The organism is Bacillus bruguierae, assembly GCF_037104725.1.
GTDB classification, from domain to species: Bacteria; Bacillota; Bacilli; order Bacillales; family Bacillaceae_G; genus Bacillus_A; species Bacillus_A bruguierae.
In genome coordinates this window covers 357,069-376,003 of sequence record NZ_JBAWSX010000001.1, presented here as the reverse complement: position 1 = coordinate 376,003, position 18,935 = coordinate 357,069, and the positions used below count along the sequence as shown (strand labels likewise).

General features: G+C 37.7%; 19 protein-coding genes. 9 read left to right on the top strand and 10 right to left on the bottom strand.

Annotated features, from left to right (window positions below; translation table 11 throughout):
* Nucleotides 1–35 precede the first annotated feature (35 nt).
* A complete protein-coding gene (locus WAZ07_RS01835) occupies nucleotides 36–1,076 on the bottom strand; it encodes a GerMN domain-containing protein (protein ID WP_336471091.1) in 1,041 nt (346 codons plus the stop codon).
* A gap of 606 nt (nucleotides 1,077–1,682) precedes the next feature.
* Here WAZ07_RS01835 and nirB point away from each other — a divergent pair.
* Genes nirB through WAZ07_RS01810 form a run of 5 tightly spaced genes read left to right on the top strand, consistent with a single transcriptional unit; the run spans nucleotide 1,683 to nucleotide 7,051 of the window.
* Nucleotides 1,683–4,088 carry a nitrite reductase large subunit NirB gene (gene nirB, locus WAZ07_RS01830; protein WP_336471090.1) on the top strand — a complete coding sequence of 802 codons (2,406 nt, stop codon included), beginning with the start codon at nucleotides 1,683–1,685 and terminating at the stop codon, nucleotides 4,086–4,088.
* Between the two features lie 12 nt (nucleotides 4,089–4,100).
* Nucleotides 4,101–4,418, top strand: coding sequence for a nitrite reductase small subunit NirD (gene nirD, locus WAZ07_RS01825; RefSeq protein WP_336471089.1), 318 nt, complete (start codon nucleotides 4,101–4,103; stop codon nucleotides 4,416–4,418).
* 59 nt (nucleotides 4,419–4,477) lie between these two features.
* Nucleotides 4,478–5,902 (top strand): uroporphyrin-III C-methyltransferase, encoded by a 1,425-nt coding sequence (locus tag WAZ07_RS01820; RefSeq protein WP_336471088.1) that lies wholly within the window; start codon nucleotides 4,478–4,480, stop codon nucleotides 5,900–5,902.
* Nucleotides 5,899–6,609, top strand: a complete 711-nt coding sequence (locus tag WAZ07_RS01815) for a sirohydrochlorin chelatase (protein ID WP_336471087.1) — start codon at nucleotides 5,899–5,901, stop codon at nucleotides 6,607–6,609. The genes WAZ07_RS01820 and WAZ07_RS01815 overlap by 4 nt, the downstream gene beginning before the upstream one ends.
* Complete coding sequence (locus WAZ07_RS01810; RefSeq protein WP_336471086.1) at nucleotides 6,602–7,051, top strand: precorrin-2 dehydrogenase; 450 nt, start codon at nucleotides 6,602–6,604, stop codon at nucleotides 7,049–7,051. Before WAZ07_RS01815 ends, WAZ07_RS01810 begins: the two co-directional genes overlap by 8 nt.
* Nucleotides 7,052–7,407: 356 nt before the next feature.
* Here WAZ07_RS01810 and racE read toward each other — a convergent pair whose 3' ends face one another.
* Together racE and gerE are read right to left on the bottom strand one after the other, a co-directional pair.
* Complete coding sequence (racE, locus tag WAZ07_RS01805) at nucleotides 7,408–8,208, bottom strand: glutamate racemase (RefSeq protein ID WP_336471410.1); 801 nt, start codon at nucleotides 8,206–8,208, stop codon at nucleotides 7,408–7,410.
* A 179-nt stretch (nucleotides 8,209–8,387) separates the two neighbouring features.
* A complete protein-coding gene (gene gerE, locus WAZ07_RS01800; protein ID WP_020060005.1) occupies nucleotides 8,388–8,612 on the bottom strand; it encodes a spore germination transcription factor GerE in 225 nt (74 codons plus the stop codon).
* A 346-nt stretch (nucleotides 8,613–8,958) separates the two neighbouring features.
* On the opposite strand from gerE, the gene WAZ07_RS01795 reads away from it, so the two are divergent.
* Both WAZ07_RS01795 and WAZ07_RS01790 read left to right on the top strand, forming a co-directional pair.
* Nucleotides 8,959–9,150 carry a PspC domain-containing protein gene (locus WAZ07_RS01795; RefSeq protein ID WP_090919609.1) on the top strand — a complete coding sequence of 64 codons (192 nt, stop codon included), beginning with the start codon at nucleotides 8,959–8,961 and terminating at the stop codon, nucleotides 9,148–9,150.
* Between the two features lie 183 nt (nucleotides 9,151–9,333).
* Nucleotides 9,334–9,969: an NAD(P)-dependent oxidoreductase gene (locus WAZ07_RS01790; protein ID WP_336471085.1), complete on the top strand. Its 636-nt coding sequence runs from the start codon at nucleotides 9,334–9,336 to the stop codon at nucleotides 9,967–9,969.
* Between the two features lie 42 nt (nucleotides 9,970–10,011).
* On the opposite strand, the gene WAZ07_RS01785 is transcribed toward WAZ07_RS01790, so the two are convergent.
* The 3 genes from WAZ07_RS01785 to WAZ07_RS01775 all read right to left on the bottom strand — a co-directional run bounded on the left by WAZ07_RS01785 (nucleotide 10,012) and on the right by WAZ07_RS01775 (nucleotide 12,864).
* Nucleotides 10,012–10,443: an Rrf2 family transcriptional regulator gene (locus tag WAZ07_RS01785; RefSeq protein WP_090919615.1), complete on the bottom strand. Its 432-nt coding sequence runs from the start codon at nucleotides 10,441–10,443 to the stop codon at nucleotides 10,012–10,014.
* Nucleotides 10,444–10,750: 307 nt separating this feature from the next.
* Nucleotides 10,751–11,977 (bottom strand): ABC transporter permease, encoded by a 1,227-nt coding sequence (locus WAZ07_RS01780; protein ID WP_336471084.1) that lies wholly within the window; start codon nucleotides 11,975–11,977, stop codon nucleotides 10,751–10,753.
* Nucleotides 11,978–11,979: 2 nt separating this feature from the next.
* Nucleotides 11,980–12,864: an ABC transporter ATP-binding protein gene (locus tag WAZ07_RS01775; RefSeq protein WP_336471083.1), complete on the bottom strand. Its 885-nt coding sequence runs from the start codon at nucleotides 12,862–12,864 to the stop codon at nucleotides 11,980–11,982.
* Between the two features lie 211 nt (nucleotides 12,865–13,075).
* Here WAZ07_RS01775 and WAZ07_RS01770 point away from each other — a divergent pair, with 211 nt between their 5' ends.
* Complete coding sequence (locus tag WAZ07_RS01770; protein WP_336471082.1) at nucleotides 13,076–13,909, top strand: 5'-nucleotidase, lipoprotein e(P4) family; 834 nt, start codon at nucleotides 13,076–13,078, stop codon at nucleotides 13,907–13,909.
* Nucleotides 13,910–14,140: 231 nt separating this feature from the next.
* Entirely contained in the window at nucleotides 14,141–14,932 is a 792-nt protein-coding gene (locus WAZ07_RS01765) for a M15 family metallopeptidase (RefSeq protein ID WP_396548884.1), read from the top strand.
* Between the two features lie 25 nt (nucleotides 14,933–14,957).
* Here the strand turns inward: WAZ07_RS01765 and WAZ07_RS01760 are convergent, their stop codons facing one another.
* From WAZ07_RS01760 to WAZ07_RS01745, 4 genes are all read right to left on the bottom strand, one after another.
* On the bottom strand, nucleotides 14,958–15,404 hold the full coding sequence (locus WAZ07_RS01760) for an acyl-CoA thioesterase (protein ID WP_336471081.1): 447 nt from the start codon (nucleotides 15,402–15,404) through the stop codon (nucleotides 14,958–14,960).
* 269 nt (nucleotides 15,405–15,673) lie between these two features.
* Nucleotides 15,674–16,435, bottom strand: a complete 762-nt coding sequence (gene sdhB, locus WAZ07_RS01755; protein ID WP_090919635.1) for a succinate dehydrogenase iron-sulfur subunit — start codon at nucleotides 16,433–16,435, stop codon at nucleotides 15,674–15,676.
* Nucleotides 16,428–18,221 carry a succinate dehydrogenase flavoprotein subunit gene (sdhA, locus tag WAZ07_RS01750; RefSeq protein ID WP_090919637.1) on the bottom strand — a complete coding sequence of 598 codons (1,794 nt, stop codon included), beginning with the start codon at nucleotides 18,219–18,221 and terminating at the stop codon, nucleotides 16,428–16,430. Before sdhA ends, sdhB begins: the two co-directional genes overlap by 8 nt.
* A gap of 13 nt (nucleotides 18,222–18,234) precedes the next feature.
* On the bottom strand, nucleotides 18,235–18,861 hold the full coding sequence (locus WAZ07_RS01745; protein ID WP_336471080.1) for a succinate dehydrogenase cytochrome b558 subunit: 627 nt from the start codon (nucleotides 18,859–18,861) through the stop codon (nucleotides 18,235–18,237).
* Between the last annotated feature and the right edge of the window lie 74 nt (nucleotides 18,862–18,935).

Sequence of the window (18,935 nt, the reverse complement as noted above, 5' to 3'; positions counted from 1 at the left end):
CTCTTCCTACATTAAGTATATCAAATTATTTCTGTTTAAAAACCACCTGTATTCACGTTTTGTGGACGAGCAACCGGTTTTATTAATTTATCGCCTTTTTCTGTAACAAGATTCGCCTTTCCATCCACTTGAATGGACACATTTTCCACACCTTGTTTTTCTGTTACAGATAATACAAGCGACTGTAGTACATAGTTAGAAATCCTACTTTTATCTTTATTCGCATAAATATTTTCATTAAAGTTCAATGTCAATGTCCCTTTTTCAAGTTTTGGTTCATTGATTAACTTCACACCCGGATTAAAATCATATGTTAATGCCGACTTATGTGACGGTCCTTTCACAAGTTCTTTTACAATTGTTGCTACTTCGTTTTCCTTCCCTTCTGCAACGCGGCGTGTTACTGGCACGTAATAAGTTTGCTTATTACTTTGCGCCAAGAAATAGAGCGTAATTGGTTTTGTATTTGCAAGATCAGCAACTTGCTCATCATCAAAGTTAATGCCGTTTGCTCGGCTTAACCCATTACCAATCGGCGTACCAGCAACAGGCATTTTCGCTAAATCTTGCCCATTCATGCTGAACTTCACATTCTTTACTTCTTTAAACTGCGTTAATGTCCAAGTAACTGCTTCTACAATGCGGCGTTCTTCTTCTTTTTTATAGCTTTTTAGTTCTTTTGAAAAATCAACAACTGCAGTCCCGTCTTTTTTCACATCAACTGTCATTTCTGTGCCTGCTGGGAGCACAGCTTGAAATCCATTTGGCAATACATTTGTTACCGGTCCGTCTTTCACTAAATATTGTAATGACTGCTTAATCACCGCGTTATCTTTCGGAGCAGGTAACTGTACCGTTTGCGGCACAACATAACCATTTTTATCTACAAGATATAAATCTAATTTTTTCGTTTGCCCTTGTTTCGCAGTTTCTTTCTTCTCACCATCCGTATATGTTACTTTCTTAGGCGGATCAATTTGCTCTGTCCCTTTTTCCTTACTAAACAAGCCACACCCTGCTAATAAAACTGTACTTAATGTAGCACAAACAAGCCATTTGAAAGTCGATTTAGGCATACGCTTTCCTCCTAAAAAATCTAAGTTTGTACTATATGTATACGAGCCTGGTCCCCACTTTAGAACAAGCAATGACAACTTATCTTTTAAAAAAGACCTATACAAAATTGTATGTTACATACAATTTTAAAAACGGACACACCCCCCTTTCTTTTTAGAGAAGAGAGTATCTGGTCATGCATAGAAGCGGCCAGGGTCTTTTCCTGCTACGTACGACGGTAAAACAAAGAGAGAAAACGAGTGCAGGTCACTTTTTGTTTTACATAACCGCAACTTATAAAGAAAAGCGGAGCCGACTGTTTAAGCCCTCATGTCTAAGAACCTTCTCGTGTGGAAGGTTCTTAGACATGAGGGCTTAGGAGGCAGAGCTAGACAAAGATGTTGAAAAATCAAAATGGATTTATATTTCTTCAAAATCTTGCTTCTATTAATCAAAGCATCCTCTTAAAGCAGAGAAGACTATGAAGATCAAATACTGTACAAATTTGAACAATTTATGAATCCCCCAAAATTGTGATAAATATCACATCTCCTTATTTCCCAAAACTTTTATAATACAAGCATAAAAGTTTGTTAAACATTTCACAAAAAAGAAGGGAAATGAATATGAAAACACGTTTAGTCATGATCGGGAATGGTATGGCTGGAATACGCTGCATCGAAGAAATTTTAAAACAAAACGATACCTTATACGACATTACCATTTTTGGAGACGAACCACATCCAAACTACAATCGCATTATGCTCTCCCACGTCCTACAAGGAAAAACAAATATACAAGATATCATTATGAACGAATACAGTTGGTACGAAGAAAATGATATTACGTTGTATACAAATGAAAAAGTAATGCAAATCGATCGGAAAGAACAAGTCATTGTTACAGAAAAGAATCGTCTTGTTATGTACGACAAACTCATTATCGCAACAGGATCCAGTGCTTTTATTTTACCTGTAGAGGGTGCAAATCTTCCTGGTGTAACAGGTTTTCGCACAATTGAAGATACACAATTTATGATGGATACCGCTAAGCAATATAAAAAAGCTGTTGTTATTGGCGGCGGATTACTTGGTTTAGAAGCCGCACGAGGGCTTATTGACTTAGGAATGGACGTGCATGTTGTTCATTTAATGCCGCACTTAATGGAACAACAACTCGATGCTAAGGCATCTTCACTACTACGTGAAGATTTAGAATCACAAGGTATGAAGTTCCTTATGGAAAAGAAAACAGTAAAAATTCTTGGTACAAACCACGTTGAGGGCATTCAATTTGCAGATGGCGATATTGTAACATGCGATTTAATTGTGATGGCTGTTGGAATACGTCCGAATACACAATTAGCAAAAGATGCTGGTTTAATTGTAAACCGTGGTGTTGTAGTCAATGACTATATGCAAACAAATGATGAAGCAATATATGCAGTTGGAGAATGCGCAGAACATGACGGGATTGCATATGGACTTGTTGCACCACTTTATGAACAAGGTGCTATATTAGCAAAACACATTACAAGTACACAAACAGATGGATATACTGGCAGCATCGTCGGTACACAACTGAAAGTTGCAGGATGCGATTTATTCTCCGCTGGTCAAATTTATGAAGATGATGTCACAAAAGCAATCTCCATTTTCGACGAATGTACGCGTTCCTATAAAAAGGTACTCATCCGGGACAATAAAGTTGTTGGTGTTGTTTTATATGGTGATACAACTGATGGCACACGCCTCTTCAGCATGTTAAAAAAGGAAGAAGATATACAAGAATACACACCTGCTTCTCTTCTTCATAAAGCTGGTGAAGATAACGGACTTGACGTTGCAAGTATGAGTGCTGATGAAACTGTTTGCGGATGTAATGGCGTCACAAAAGGAACGATTGTTCACGCTATTTTAGAACAACACTTAACGACATTTGAAGAAGTAAAAGGGTGTACAAAAGCAGCAGGATCCTGCGGTAAATGTCGCCCAGTTGTTGAACAAATTTTATCTCATACACTTGGAGATAACTTTGATGCTTCTGTCCAAATTACAGGTATGTGCGGGTGCACAACATTATCTCGCGATGAAGTTGTAGCAGCAATTCACGAAAAAGGCTTAAAGTCACCGAAAGAAGTACGAAACGTCCTTAACTTCTCGCACGAAGAAGGTTGTTCAAAATGCCGTCCTGCATTAAATTACTATTTACGTATGATTTGTCCAGAAGAATACGCCGATGATAAAGCATCTCGCTTCGTTAACGAAAGAATGAATGGCAATATTCAACATGATGGAACATTTTCTGTTATTCCACGTATGTACGGCGGCGTTACAACAGCAGATGATTTAATGAAAATCGCAGAAGTTGCGAAGAAATACGACGTCCCGCTCGTAAAAATAACAGGTGCAAGTCGCATCGGTTTATATGGTGTTAAAAAAGAAGATTTACCAAAAGTGTGGGCTGATCTTGATATGAATTCTGGCTACGCCTATTCGAAGTCTCTTCGCAATGTAAAATCATGCGTCGGATCCCGCTTCTGCCGCTTCGGTACAAAAGATTCATTAGGACTTGGCATGTTGCTTGAGCAGTCATTAGAAATGGTAGATACACCACATAAAATGAAAATGGGTGTAACAGGTTGTCCGCGCAACTGCGCAGAAGCATTAACGAAAGACTTTGGCGTCGTTTGTGTTGAAAATGGCTTCCAGCTTTATATCGGAGGTAACGGCGGTACAGAAGTACGTGAAGCTGATTTTGTAATGATTGTCCCTTCGGAAGAAGATGTAATTCGCATCGCCACAGCGTACGTACAATACTATCGTGAAACTGGTATTTACGGCGAACGCACAGCTCCTTGGGTAGAACGAATAGGTTTACATCAAATAAAAGAAGTGCTGCATGATGAAAGTATGATCGCTAAATTAAATGAACGCTTCCAAACAGCACGAAATACCTATGAAGAAGCTTGGGGACAAGCACTAGAAACACAATCACTAAAAACGATGTATGAAGTAGAGATTGTAAAATAAGGAGCGATTCATATGTTACAAACGAAAGAAAAAATAAAAATTATGCCTGCCGCAGATCTTCCTGTACAAATCGGTAAGGAAGTACACATAAAGGACATGTCTATTGCCTTATTTCGCCTTGCAAACGGCGACATCCGCGCTGTAGAAAATCGGTGTCCTCATAAAAATGGCCCATTAGCAGAAGGGATTGTTTCTGGCGAATTTGTCTTTTGTCCGTTGCACGATTGGAAAATTTCATTACTAACAGGTGAAGTACAAAAACCTGATGACGGCTGTATTCAAACATATGAAGTACAAATTATTGATGGCGATATTTATATATACATGTAACTTATATAAGGGAGCCTCTTCTCGGCTTCCTTTCCAGTAAAAACAGATGAGGTGTAGAGATGAACGGATACGTATATTTAGTTGGTGCAGGACCTGGTGATGAAGGGCTTATTACAAAAAAAGCAATAGAGTGCTTACAAAAAGCAGATATTGTTTTATATGACCGCTTATTGAATCAAAATTTACTTCGCTATACAAAGTCAACATGCGAACTTGTCTATTGCGGAAAAATGCCAACAAATCATATTATGCGCCAAGAAATGATTAACGCTCATTTACTTCAATCTGCCAAAGAAGGTAAGACTGTTGTCCGATTAAAAGGCGGAGATCCCTCTATCTTTGGCCGAGTTGGCGAAGAAGCAGCTGCTTTAGCAGCAGAAAACATTCCATATGAGATTGTACCAGGTATTACATCTAGCATCGCCGCTAGCGCGTATGCCGGCATCCCTCTCACCCATCGCGACTACAGTAATAGCGTGACATTATTAACTGGTCATACAAAGGGACCGATTCAGGATCATGTCAACTACAACTCACTCTTAAATAGTGATACTGTTGCCTTTTACATGGGCATTAAAAACTTACCAACCATTTGCGAAAACTTACTGCAAACCGGAAAGAAAAAAGATACACCAGTAGCAGTCATCGAATGGGGTACAACCGGAAGACAGCGAGTCGTTACAGGTACACTGTCCACAATTGTTGATATCGTCAACAAGGAACACATTTCAAATCCTTCCATGACAATTGTTGGGGATGTCGTATCCTTACGAAAACAAATCGCTTGGAAAGAACGTAAACCATTACACGGAAAAAAAGTTTTACTTGCCTCTTCATCAAATAAAACAAGTAAAGCAGAGAAAAAATTACAAGAAGCTGGAGCAGAAACATATCAAATTCCAACTTTCCAAAAACAAGATTACACTTTAACACAGGAACAACTCCGTGAAATATTTGATGCCAAGCGTCTCGTTTTCTGTTCAGCCGAAAGCGTAGCAATCTTGTTACAATCATGCGCACAGCATCGGAAAGATATCCGTTCCTTACAAGGAGTTCTCCAGCATATGAATCATGCTGCCAAGGAAGCACTTATGCAATATGGACTCTTCAGTGAACAAGCAAGGTTTTCTACAAAACCAACTGTGTATCTAGGACGAAATATTAACCGAATTGCTGTCATTCAAGAAAAAATCGGCCCTGGCTCTTATATAATGACACATGAATATAAAATAGATCATCGTTTTGACGAAATTCATACACGTATGCTCTCTGAATTCACATGGGATGGCATTGTATTTGAAGGGCGCGCCGCAATTGATACATTTATAGCAGAGGTTAAACGCCTTGGTTTCATGCATATTTTCAATTTACCGTTCTCGTATACAGATGAACTAACTTTACAGTACGCAAATAAAATCGGATTCCAGAACATCGATTATGAGTTACAAGCTATTTTTAATGAGAAAGAAGTGGCAGCACAATGAAAGGGATTGTTTATATCGGGCACGGCAGTCGATTACAAGCAGGCAATGAGCAATTCATCCACTTTGTCCAGTCCGTTATAAAGGAGCGGAGTGAAAATATCCAAAAAATCGGCTTTCTTGAACTTACAATACCAACTGTCCAAGATGCGATTACAGAAGCAATTCTAGACGGAGCAACTGAGATTTTACTTGTCCCAGTTTTATTATTTGCAGCAGCTCATTATAAACGTGACGTCCCTTTCGAAATTGAGCAAATGAAAAAGCGCTATCCACATATTACATTTTCAATTGTACCACCCTTTAGTACACACCCGCTCATGATTGAACTTGTAATCAAAAGAATACGTGAAGCCATACCTATACAAGATAGTGAAATCCTAATCGTAGGCCGAGGCAGTAGTGATCCTCAGCCTATATATGAATTACAGCAAATCGGATCAGCAATTGAACAAAAACTTTGCATGCCCGTTTCCTGCTCTTTTTTAACAAAGGGAACACCTTCTTTTACTGAAAGACTCGACGGTTTAGCCTCATCAGCTCAACATGTATACGTCATGCCATACCTTCTCTTTACCGGATTATTACTTCGGAAAATTGAGCGCCATGCACACACATACACGAACGTTACAACATGCAACTGCCTTCAATTTGATCCCTACATGAAGTCCGCATTATTAGAACGAATGGAGGCATATGTACATGTGTAACTTATATCCCCTTGTATGTAATCTGCAAGGCAAGCGTGTTGTCATTATCGGAGGCGGCAAAATTGCCTACCGAAAAGCGTGTGGATTACAAGATACAGGAGCTATTGTTACTGTAGTGAGTCCAGATATTTGTGAGGAAATGAGGAAACTCTCCTATATTACATGGAAACAAAAAACATTTACAGATGAAGATATAAAAGATGCTCATCTCATTTATGCCGCAACAAATCATCATGATGTAAATATGATGGTCAAACAAGCAGCGCATGACTTTCAGTGGGTTAATATCGTAAGCGATGGCACACAATCATCTTTTCACACACCTGCCGTTATTCGAAATAATGAGTATATTGTAAGTATATCTACTTCAGGTAAACATCCAGCATTTGCAAAACGAATCAAACAAGAACTAACAGATGTTCTTCCACAACTTATAAAGTAAAACTTCCATCAGAAGTTACAGCTCTTATGAACAGTAAAGCGTTTATCTTGCATGGGCTCATTCACTTTACACTATGATTTTCAGTCAAAAAAGACCATCCTTATGCAAATACCCATTGAATAAGGATGGTCTTTCTATGTATAAATCCACTTTGATTTTTAACACATAAATTGCTGCTATGCAGAATACAACATGCCCGCTACCGGCCTGCTGCTTTTGTTTAAAACCTGGCATGTGGCAAGAAAAGGCCCTGACCGCTACTACGCGCGGCCAGACGCTCTTGTCCTCCCCTAAAAAAGAGGTTTTATGTTAGTTTTTCAATTTGGATATATATTCTTCTTCACTTAATGGCTACTTTATAAAACGATATGCTTCACGTTCTCAATTGGTTGTCCGAACCACTTCGAAGCAATTTCTTTAAACACATCAATTTCTCCTGTTGTTAAGAACAGATGATCACTTTGCTCTTCTATATCATGCAGCATCTTACTATGATACAAAATCGTACTTACTTCACGAGCTGTTTCATCACCTGAACTAATCAATTGTACAGAATCACCCATAACCCGCCCAATAACTGGTCCTAAAATCGGATAATGCGTACACCCTAAAATTAATGTATCAATTTCTGTTTTCTTCAATGGTTGCAATGTTTCGCTTACCACTTCGTATGCCATTTCACTCTCAAAAATTCCGCTTTCTACAAGCTCAACAAACGGCGGGCAAGATAAACTCTCTACTAATACGCGGTTGTTAATCGATTTTAACGCGTATTCATACGCACCGCTTTTCACTGTTCCAATCGTTCCAATTACACCCACATGGTATGTTTTTGTCACTTTCAGTGCAGTACGTGCACCCGGGTGAATGACACCCACAACCGGAATAGATAATTTCTTTTGCATTTCTTCAAGCACAACTGCCGCTGCAGTATTACAAGCAATTACGAGCATCTTAATATCCTGCGCTAGTAAATGTTCTGTCATTTCCCATGTAAATTGTCTTACTTCTTCACGAGATCGCGGACCATACGGGCAACGTGCTGTATCTCCTAAATATATAATTCGCTCTTTCGGTAATTGCCGAATTAATTCTTTCGCTACTGTTAAACCACCAACACCTGAATCAATTACACCAATCGCTCTATTCAAAACAATCGCCCCGTTTTCTCTTTCATAATCTAACTGTACATTTCAAAACAGCGCACTCATTCATAGAATAATAGAAGGTTCACCTTATGTACATGAATAGACCTTTTTATTTTCCTCCTTTTCCTAGTAATTTGCAAGATACAAAAATAACCGGCTTTTCTTTACATGAAAGCCGGCTTCATTCTTTATAGTTCAAGTTCTCCCATACGAAGGAGCTCGACAACTGCTTGTGAGCGTCCCTTAACTCCTAGCTTTTGCATTGCATTTGAAATGTGGTTACGTACGGTTTTTTCACTAATAAAAAGTTCACTTGCAATTTCTTTTGTTGTTTTATCTTGAACGAGTAACTCAAACACTTCTCTTTCTCTTTTTGTGAGCAACGGTTTAGATTGATATTCTTTTTCCTTCAATTGGTATAACCCTCCTTGCTTAAGCCAGAGCTGTATGTGTGTAAGTTGGGTGTTTATTTAGTCAAGATATTGTATGAATAGAAGCAAGTCGTGGTGAATAAAAATAGGCAGAAATTTAATGTATTTATTTACAAAAAATCGCTTTTATTGATAGTTATCTCCCAGCTATCTTCTTTGACTTCTCAGAACCTTGAGATAGGGGGCTTACTGCCCGCGAATAGCGCGATAAAACTGTAATCTTCTCCCCCAACAGGTAATATAATTCGGTAGTTTCTGTATTTGCTGAAAACATAATGTATTCACTACTACATAAAGAAATGGTGAATCACGAAAAGGAGAGGTGTTCATGACAGAAAAAAGATTGTGTAAATCTTCAACAGATAAAGTGTTTCTCGGCGTATGCGGTGGTTTAGGAGAATATTTCGGTGTAAGCACAAGTATGATTCGCATCCTTTGGCTAATCGCTATCTTATGTTTCGGAACAGGTTTTTTAGCTTATTTCATTCTTATATTGCTCATGCCAAGTTCTTATGAATAAAGGCACTGCTTTCTCTGCGGTGCCTTTTCTATATTTTATTCCCCTTTCTCCAAATTGTTTTTATGTTGACAAAGAAATACAGTTGTAACTATAATGGTTACATATAGTTGTAACTGAATCTGTTACAAATTAAATGCAGATGGATACATTTTATATAAAACAAAGTGAAAAAGGAGAATGAATATGAAACTTGCAGTGGTAGGCGCAACTGGTAACATCGGAAAACAAATCATCGAGGAAGCTTTAACACGCGGGCATGAAGTAACAGCGATTGTACGCGACGCATCTCGCGTAGAAACAACACATGAAAACTTACATGTTGTAACAGGTGATATCTTTCATGTAAGCAGCATTGCAAAAGAAGCAGCAAATCATGACGTTTTAATTAGTGCATTTGGTCCTAAACATGGTGAGGATGAGAAACTTGTAGAAGCAACACATTCTTTATTACAAGCAGCAAAACAAGCTGGCGTCTCTCGTCTTGTGTCAGTTGGAGGCGCAGGTAGCTTAGAAGTAACACCTGGCTTACAAGTTGTTGATACACCAGACTTTCCTGCAGAATGGAAGTCAATCGCATTAGCTCATCGCGATGCATTAGAGGTATATAAACAATCCGATTTTAACTGGACGAATTTAAGTCCTGCTGCAATGATCGAACCAGGAGAACGTACAGGCAAATATGTAACAGGTACAGATCAGTTATTAATAGATGAAAATGGTGAAAGTCGCGTTTCCATTCCAAACTACGCTGTTGCTTTATTAGACGAAGTAGAAACTCCTCAATTCCTACGTCAACGCTTCACAGTGCGTAACGCTTAACGAAAAAGAACCTAGCCTTACATGATAGAAGGCTAGGTTCTTTTATTGTTTTATTTTTTCTTCTAAATTCGTAACGAGCTGTTTTACCTTTACATTTGCAAGAACATTTTCCATTGCTTCTTGCGCTTGCAATAATATAATTTCTAACACATTTTGAATGTTTGCCCCAACTGGACATTGTACATTCGGATTATCATGAAAAGAAAATAAATGTCCTTCTTCCACAACTTCAACTGCTTTGTATACATCAAGTAATGTCACTTCGTCTAAATCCCGAGCTAAAGAAGTACCACCTTTTCCAGCTTGTACATCAACTAGTCCTGCTTTTTTTAGCATTCCTGTAATTCGGCGAATAACGACTGGGTTTGTATTGACACTACCAGCAATCCATTCAGATGTACAACGTGAAGTTTTATCAACTGCTAGTAATGTTAACATATGAACAGCCACCGTAAAACGACTACTAATCCCCACTTGTATTCCCCTCCTTTATTCCATTATCTATCATTCATAAAAAATAACGTACCTTTTATTATATACCACTTTCTTTCGCTATATAAAGTGAAACTTTAATCAGTGGGGGGTTCTTCATCCCCCACTGATTATTAGCCCTCCCAATCGGGCTTTTACGGGCAGTTTATCTCCCACCTTACTTCTTTGCTTTCGCTGAATTTTGAGGCGGGAGTATTACTGCCCACGAATAGCGGGATAAAATAAACTGCATTGTAAATCCAGAGAAAAAATCCTGATTTACTTATAAAAGAATCAGGATTTTTCTGTATTAATGACGCTTTATAAATTTAGCAAGATCTTTAAATTTCACTTTATCGGAATAGCTCATGACACCGTTTACGTAAATACGACTTGCAATAAAGTTTAAGAAGAAGATTGTCGCAAGTAATAACGATAAGGCAATGCTAATTTCTAAAGCGCCAGCTTCTCCAGCTACAACTCGTGAGAATGTGACCATTGGCGTAAAGAAAGGAACATATGAACTAATCACAACAATCGTACTATTTGGGTCTGATAATGATTTAATACTAATGAAAAACGCTGCCATAATTAAAATTGCGACTGGAAATGATACTGATTGTAAGTCTTCTGTTTTTGATACAACAGCTCCAGCCGCTGCATACATCATCGCATATAATAAATAGCCAGTAATGAAAAATACAATAAACAGACTAATAACTTTTACATCTAACTTCGCAAAATCAATCGGAAGACCAAATAAAGACGCATTATCTAAATCTACCCATCCAATTAAAACTGGAACGAGAACACCACATGCAAGGATAGCAATTTGTAGTAACGCTGTTGTAACAACAGCAAGAATTTTAGCGTACATCATATACAGCGGCTTCACTTTCGAAAGCATAATTTCCATAACACGAGAGGATTTTTCTGATGCGATATTCATCGCAATTGTGTTTCCAAACGCTATGATAAACATATAGAGTACAAATATAAACACATATGCAATACCGAAGGAGGAAGCACGATCTTTTATTGCTTCTTCTTTCACCGAAATATCTGTTTGTAATTGCTGCGCCACATCAGACGGCACCTTATGTTTCGAAAGAATCACTTGCGTATATTGCTGTTTCAAATAGTTCGCTATAATAGTAGACGTTTCTTGGCTTGAAAAACCATTGTACATATACGTTACTTCGGGAACTCCATTTTTTTCTTTAACATAAAAGAGACCATCTAACTTTCCTTCTTCAACTTGTTTATGAAGTTTTTCTAACTGTTCTTTCTTTTCTATTCGTATTTGAGCTGATGGCAGAATTTTATTTAGTCCCTCTTCTTGCACTATATATGTCGCACTATCCATTACGATTGCCAACTTATCTTTGTCTTTATTTTTATCTTTATCAGAAGTAAAGTGATTAAAAGCAAAAATTCCAAATACCACTAAAAACAAAATCCCACTTGTAATCAGTGATTTTTTTGAAAGAAATGATTCTCTAAAATAAAATGAAAACACATGAAAAAATTTACGCATTCTTATTTCGCCCTTTCTACAAAGATTTCATTTAAGGTCGGTTCTAGCATTTTAAACTGACGTAAATGCACACCTTGCTCTTGTAATTTTTGTAAGATTGATAGGGCTTCTGTATCTTCCTGAACTTTAATATAAAGATAACCAAGACGCTTCTCATACACAATTTGTAATGTTTGCAATGCTTTTTCATTTTCTTCGTTATCTTCGATTGTTAAGTTTCGAAATCCGTATTCTTTTTTTATATTACTTAAGTGACCTTCTACAACCGCCGCACCTTGCTTTAAAATACACACATGCTGACAAAATGATTCAACTTGTTCCATGCGATGACTCGATAAAATAATTGTTTTCCCTCTTTGAATTTGTTCTTCAATAATATTTGCTAGCATTTCAGCATTTACGGGATCCAATCCACTAAACGGTTCATCTAAAATGAGTAACTCTGGGTCATGTAAAAGCGCTGCGATCAATTGTATTTTTTGTTGATTTCCTTTCGAAAGTTCCCCTGCCAGCTTATACTTATATTCAGGGATTGCTAATTTTCCTAACCAAAAATCAATGGCTGTATCTACTTCTTTCCTTGTCATTCCTTCTAATCTCCCAAAATAGCGAAGCTGATCAATTACTCGACTTTTCGTATACAAACCTCTCTCTTCAGGAAGATAACCAATTGTTACACCACTCTTCGAAATCTCTTTCTTATCCCACGTAATACTGCCCTCATTTGGCGTTAATAAACTTAACAGCATTTTAATGGTTGTTGTTTTTCCTGCACCGTTTCGTCCTAGCAGTCCTAATACTTCGCCCTTCGGCAAGGTAAGATTTAAATGATTCACTGCAACGTTTTCACCAAACTGCTTGGTTAATTGTTGAATCTGCAATGTCATACTTTTCTCTCCTTAAAATTAGTCCTATAAATTTAATAATATGCAAAATACGTATATTTTTACCATATTTTATTATAACATTGCACATACTAATTTATATACGTATATCAATATGCAAAATTGCATATAACTTCATTATATTATTGTGATATAATTAATTATATCACAATAATATAATGAAGAAACGAATTACATACCTTGGGAGGACACTATGAAGAAGAGAAAACTAACAACACTGTTATCTGTTGCATTGTTATCTACAACTTTAACAGCATGCAACACAACAGCAGAACAGACATCAGCAAAAGCAAAAGAAGAAAAAGTCCAACTAACAGATCAACAATTAATGGCTGACTTATGGTATCAAACATCTGGTGAAGCGAAAGCATTATACCACCAAGGCTACAACATTGGTACACTAAAGCTAGATGCAGCTCTTGCTAAGGGAACAAGCAAGAAACCAGCTGTTGTACTAGACTTAGACGAAACTGTTGTTGATAACAGTCCACACCAAGCAATGTCTGTAAAAACAGGAAAAGGCTATCCTTATAAATGGGATGACTGGATTAATAAAGCAGAAGCGGCAGCTCTTCCTGGCTCAATTGACTTCTTAAAACATGCAGAATCAAAAGGCGTAGATATTTACTATATTTCAAATCGTAAAACGAATCAGTTAGATGCGACAATTAAAAATTTAGAACGTATCGGTGCTCCGCAAGCAACGAAAGAACACATCTTGCTACAAGATCCGAAAGAAAAAGGAAAAGAAAAACGTCGTGAACTCGTTTCAACAACGCATGATATCGTCTTATTATTTGGTGATAATTTATCAGACTTCATTGGTTTCGATGGATTATCCACGCAAGATCGTAATAAGAAAGTAGAAGAATTAAAAGCGCAATTTGGCGAGAAATTTATTGTTTTCCCAAATCCTATGTATGGTGACTGGGAAGGCTCTTTATATAACTATGACTTTAAAAAAACAGATGCAGAAAAAGATAAAATTCGTAAAGACAACTTAAAAGCATTTGAAGATAAAAAGTAAAGGGTGGCACTGTGCCATCCTTTATTTTTTTCTTATAACATAAAAATAGAGTTAACGGAAGGTTATAATTGTGCCACTTAAAACAGACGGAATAATAATCGACATTTTTTTACAAATTTTTTTCATTTTCATTACATCACGACTCCCTCGTTCCTTTTTATGTAAGATAGATTTATAATGTAAAAAGATATTCAAGTACGAGCAGTTTAGAAAGGACTATATCGGTTAAAAATGATTAAAAAACGAATTATAAAAAGAACTCTTTTAATTTCGATTATTATTCTCATTGTTATTTCTTTAATAAATTTTCTTTCCAAATCTTTCATACATAATCAGGCAGAAGCAGTTGAAACAAAAAAGCATGCTGAACATCCAAAAGAGGAGATTCCACCGTTCCCAAAAGCAAGTACGACAGCAAAAAAAACAGATGATCAATATAGCCTTGTCAATAATCCGGATTCATTACTCGTGTTAGTCAACAAGCATCGAAAGCTACCAGACTCTTATACACCAAGTGATTTAACAAAACCAAATGTTCCGTTTTTATCTCCGAAAGATAAAGAAAAAACATTACTTCGTAAGCCGGCAGCAGATGCCTTAGAAACAATGTTTGAAACAGCAAAAAAACAAGGAATTGAGCTTTCAGCTGTATCTGGATTTCGCTCTTATAAACGACAACAGTCATTACACAATACATACGTAGATCGTCAAGGAAAAGAAGCTGCTGATTCGTTAAGTGCCGTTCCTGGAACAAGCGAGCATCAAACAGGACTTGCTATAGATATTAGCTCTAATTCAGCAAACCTTCAATTGGAGCCTGTATTCGGAGAAACACCTGAAGGAAAATGGGTGGCAGAGCATGCGCACGAATTTGGATTTATTATCCGTTATCCGAAAGATAAAACAAACATTACCGAATATGCTTTTGAGCCATGGCATCTTCGTTTTGTCGGCAATCCGCATGCCACATATTTATATACGCATCACTTGACATTAGAGGAAGCAATGGAAGACAAAAAATAAGAGAGCTATACGCTCTCTTATTTTTTTAATCTACTAACCTTTGTTTCCATTCCACCGACCAAGGTACTCCTTTTCCTGTTTTTTTAGAAGCCTGTACCATCGCTCCTCGCCCCACCAAACAAATCTCTCCTGCCTCATTCTTCACCATATAGTGTAAATCTAAAGATGAATTTCCGACATTTTCCGCTTTTACATACACTTTTAGGTTCTCATCAAAGAACACTTGTTTTAAAAAATTACATTGTAAATCTGCTACTACAATCATCGTTTCTGACGATTCATGCACCCACTCTTGCATAAAACCAAGTTCTTTAAAAAATTCAATACGAGCTTCTTCAAAATAAGTAAACGCAACACCGTTATTCATATGTCCAAACATATCCGTTTCACAAAAACGAACCTTTACAGGAATGTAGAATGAAAATGCACTCGCCCACTCTTCAAAATGTTCAATATAATGAATCTTCTTCACAAACACCCATCTCCTTCTCGTATACTCTCTTTAATATTATTTGATTTTTCGGAAATTTAAAATCAAAATGCATTGCTATACTAAACAAAAAGGAACCTGCACCTCTCTTTGTTTTACCGACGCCCGTGGTAGAAATAGGCACTGACCGCTTCTATGCATGGCCAGATCCTCTCGCCCATCCAAAAAGAAAGAGGTTTTTTATGTTGTGCTTCAACTTGTATTTATATAACTATAAAAATTGCCTCTTCAAACTGAAGAGGCAATCTAGATTAATAGTTATTGTCACTACCAAAAAAATCTTTAAAAGATTGAATCGTTGTGTCACGGTTTAATGCAGCAATCGATGTCGTTAATGGAATTCCTTTTGGACAAGATTGTACACAGTTTTGTGAGTTACCGCAGTTTGCAAGTCCCCCATCACCCATGATTGCACGTAAACGATCCGCTTTATGCATTTCACCCGTTGGATGTGCATTAAATAAACGTGCTTGTGAAAGTGGTGCTGGACCAATAAAGTCAGATTTGTTGTTTACGTTTGGACATGACTCTAAACATACACCACAAGTCATACATTTTGATAATTCATATGCCCACTGACGTTTCTTCTCTGGCATCCTCGGTCCTGGACCTAAGTCATACGTTCCATCAATCGGAATCCATGCTTTTACACGCTTTAACGCGTTAAACATACGACTACGGTCTACTTGCAAATCACGAATAACCGGGAATGTTTTCATTGGTTTTAAGCGAATTGGTTGTTCTAGTTGATCAATAAGTGCTGTACATGATTGACGTGGTTTTCCGTTGATTACCATCGAACATGCTCCGCACACCTCTTCTAAACAGTTCATATCCCAAGCAATAGGTGTTGTCTTGTTCCCTTTTACATCAACAGGGTTACGGCGAATTTCCATTAATGCCGAAATAATATTCATATTTGGGCGATAGGGAATTTCAAATTCTTGATCATACTCCTGTGAGTTCGGGCCGTCTTGTCTTGTAATAATAAGGCGGATTGTTTTCTCAGACATGTTGCTTATCCCCCTTCTCTTCTCCCTTAGCAGCTACTTCATGTTTTGAAGAATAATCACGCTTACGTGGTTTGATTAATGAAATATCAACGTCTTCGTAATGGAATGCTGGTGCCTTTCCTTCTCCTTCAAACTTCGCCATTGTTGTTTTTAAGAAGTTCTCATCATCACGATCTGGGAATTCTGGTTTATAATGTGCACCGCGGCTTTCATTACGGTTATATGCACCAATTGTAATAACACGAGCTAATTCAAGCATATTTGCCAGTTGACGTGTAAACGAAGCACCTTGGTTACTCCATTTCGCCGTATCGTTAATGTTAATGTGTTTATAACGTTCCATTAACTCTTCGATTTTCGCATCTGTTTCTAATAATTTTTTATTTTCACGAACTACTGTTACGTTATCTGTCATCCATTCTCCAAGCTCTTTATGAAGAACATATGCATTTTCATTACCATCTAACGTTAAAATATTATTGAATTTTTCTGTTTCAATTAATTCATTTTGCTCATATACAGCAGATGAAACAGCATCAGATGATTTTGAAAGTCCTTTCATGTATTCAATTGCATTTGGTCCCGCTACCATTCCGCCGTAAATCGCTGAAAGTAATGAGTTAGCACCTAGTCGGTTACCACCATGCATTGAATAATCACACTCACCAGCTGCAAATAACCCTGGAATACTTGTCATTTGCTTATAGTCAACCCATAGTCCGCCCATTGAGTAATGAACAGCCGGGAAGATTTTCATCGGTAGTTTACGAGGATCATCACCTGTGAATTTTTCATAGATTTCAATAATTCCACCAAGTTTAATATCTAGTTCTTTCGGATCTTTATGAGAAAGATCTAGATATACCATATTTTCACCGTTAATACCTAACTTTTGCTCTACGCAAACATCAAAGATTTCACGTGTTGCGATATCACGAGGTACAAGGTTTCCGTATGCAGGATATTTCTCTTCTAAGAAGTACCATGGTTTACCGTCTTTATACGTCCAAACGCGTCCACCTTCACCACGTGCAGATTCACTCATAAGACGTAACTTATCGTCCCCAGGAATTGCAGTCGGGTGAATTTGAATGAACTCACCATTTGCATAATATGCACCTTGTTGATATACAGCAGATGCTGCTGTACCTGTATTAATAATAGAATTTGTAGATTTTCCGAAGATGATACCAGGGCCCCCTGTTGCCATAATTACAGCATCAGCTCGGAAACTTTTAATTTCCATAGATTGTAAGTCTTGCGCTACGATTCCACGACATACACCTTCGTCATCGACAACAGCGCGTAAGAAATCCCAGCCCTCATATTTCGTAACAAGACCTGCTACTTCATGACGGCGTACTTGCTCATCTAACGCATATAATAATTGTTGTCCTGTTGTTGCACCAGCGAATGCTGTACGGTGATGCTGCGTTCCACCGAAGCGGCGGAAGTCTAGTAATCCTTCTTCCGTACGGTTAAACATTACACCCATGCGATCCATTAAGTGAATAATACCAGGTGCTGCATCGCACATCGCTTTTACAGGAGGTTGGTTCGCTAAGAAATCTCCTCCATAAATTGTATCGTCAAAGTGGATCCATGGAGAATCCCCTTCACCTTTTGTATTTACAGCACCGTTAATGCCGCCTTGCGCGCATACAGAGTGAGAACGTTTCACTGGTACTAAAGAGAATAGTTCTACATTCACGCCTGCTTCCGCTGCTTTAATCGTTGCCATTAAGCCGGCTAATCCACCGCCAACTACGATAAGTTTCCCTTTCATGCTCTCCCACTCCTTACAAGTTTGCTAGATTCGGATTAATGAACGCAAATAATGCGCTCACTCCTACGTACGATAATATTAAGAAAACTGCTAATGTTACATACGTAGAAATACGCTGTGAACGTGGTGATACTGTGATACCCCAGCTAATAAAGAATGTCCATAATCCATTTGCAAAGTGGAAAATAGCTGATAAAATCCCAACTAAATAGAAGCCAAACATAAATGGATTGCCTAAAATATTTGCCATCATATCATAGTTTACCGTTTGTCCAAGCGCAGCCTGAATGCGAGTTTCCCAAACGTGCCAAGCTAGGAATATAAGTGTAAACACACCAGTAAATCGTTGCAGAACGAACATCCAGTTACGGAAATAGCTGTAAGATGTTGCATTGTTCTTAGCTGTAAATGCGATATATAAACCGTATACAGCATGGTACAGCAATGGTAAGAAAATTACAAAAATCTCCAATGCGTACCGAAATGGAAGCTGTTCCATAACATGAGCAGCACTATTAAAAGCCTCTGCTCCTCTTGTTGCAAAGTTGTTTATTACTAAGTGTTGCGTCATAAAGACGCCAATTGGAATGACACCCATTAACGAGTGCCACTTGCGAAATGTATACTCGCGGCCTTTCATGTCCCCATTACCCCCTCGAATGTTTGACTGCTGTTTGTCACATTACTTTATAACAATAGCATTTTTCCACTATT

Excerpts from the sequence above, each read along its gene's own strand:
- WAZ07_RS01765 (WP_396548884.1), top strand. The coding sequence starts at position 14,141 with ATGATTAAAAAACGAATTATAAAAAGAACTCTTTTAATTTCGATTATT.
- nirD (WP_336471089.1), top strand. The coding sequence starts at position 4,101 with ATGTTACAAACGAAAGAAAAAATAAAAATTATGCCTGCCGCAGATCTT.
- WAZ07_RS01810 (WP_336471086.1), top strand. The coding sequence starts at position 6,602 with ATGTGTAACTTATATCCCCTTGTATGTAATCTGCAAGGCAAGCGTGTT.
- sdhB (WP_090919635.1), bottom strand. The coding sequence starts at position 16,435 with ATGTCTGAGAAAACAATCCGCCTTATTATTACAAGACAAGACGGCCCG.
- nirB (WP_336471090.1), top strand. The coding sequence starts at position 1,683 with ATGAAAACACGTTTAGTCATGATCGGGAATGGTATGGCTGGAATACGC.
- WAZ07_RS01835 (WP_336471091.1), bottom strand. The coding sequence starts at position 1,076 with ATGCCTAAATCGACTTTCAAATGGCTTGTTTGTGCTACATTAAGTACA.
- WAZ07_RS01815 (WP_336471087.1), top strand. The coding sequence starts at position 5,899 with ATGAAAGGGATTGTTTATATCGGGCACGGCAGTCGATTACAAGCAGGC.
- WAZ07_RS01775 (WP_336471083.1), bottom strand. The coding sequence starts at position 12,864 with ATGACATTGCAGATTCAACAATTAACCAAGCAGTTTGGTGAAAACGTT.
- WAZ07_RS01795 (WP_090919609.1), top strand. The coding sequence starts at position 8,959 with ATGACAGAAAAAAGATTGTGTAAATCTTCAACAGATAAAGTGTTTCTC.
- WAZ07_RS01745 (WP_336471080.1), bottom strand. The coding sequence starts at position 18,861 with ATGAAAGGCCGCGAGTATACATTTCGCAAGTGGCACTCGTTAATGGGT.
- WAZ07_RS01790 (WP_336471085.1), top strand. The coding sequence starts at position 9,334 with ATGAAACTTGCAGTGGTAGGCGCAACTGGTAACATCGGAAAACAAATC.
- WAZ07_RS01780 (WP_336471084.1), bottom strand. The coding sequence starts at position 11,977 with ATGCGTAAATTTTTTCATGTGTTTTCATTTTATTTTAGAGAATCATTT.
- WAZ07_RS01820 (WP_336471088.1), top strand. The coding sequence starts at position 4,478 with ATGAACGGATACGTATATTTAGTTGGTGCAGGACCTGGTGATGAAGGG.
- sdhA (WP_090919637.1), bottom strand. The coding sequence starts at position 18,221 with ATGAAAGGGAAACTTATCGTAGTTGGCGGTGGATTAGCCGGCTTAATG.
- WAZ07_RS01770 (WP_336471082.1), top strand. The coding sequence starts at position 13,076 with ATGAAGAAGAGAAAACTAACAACACTGTTATCTGTTGCATTGTTATCT.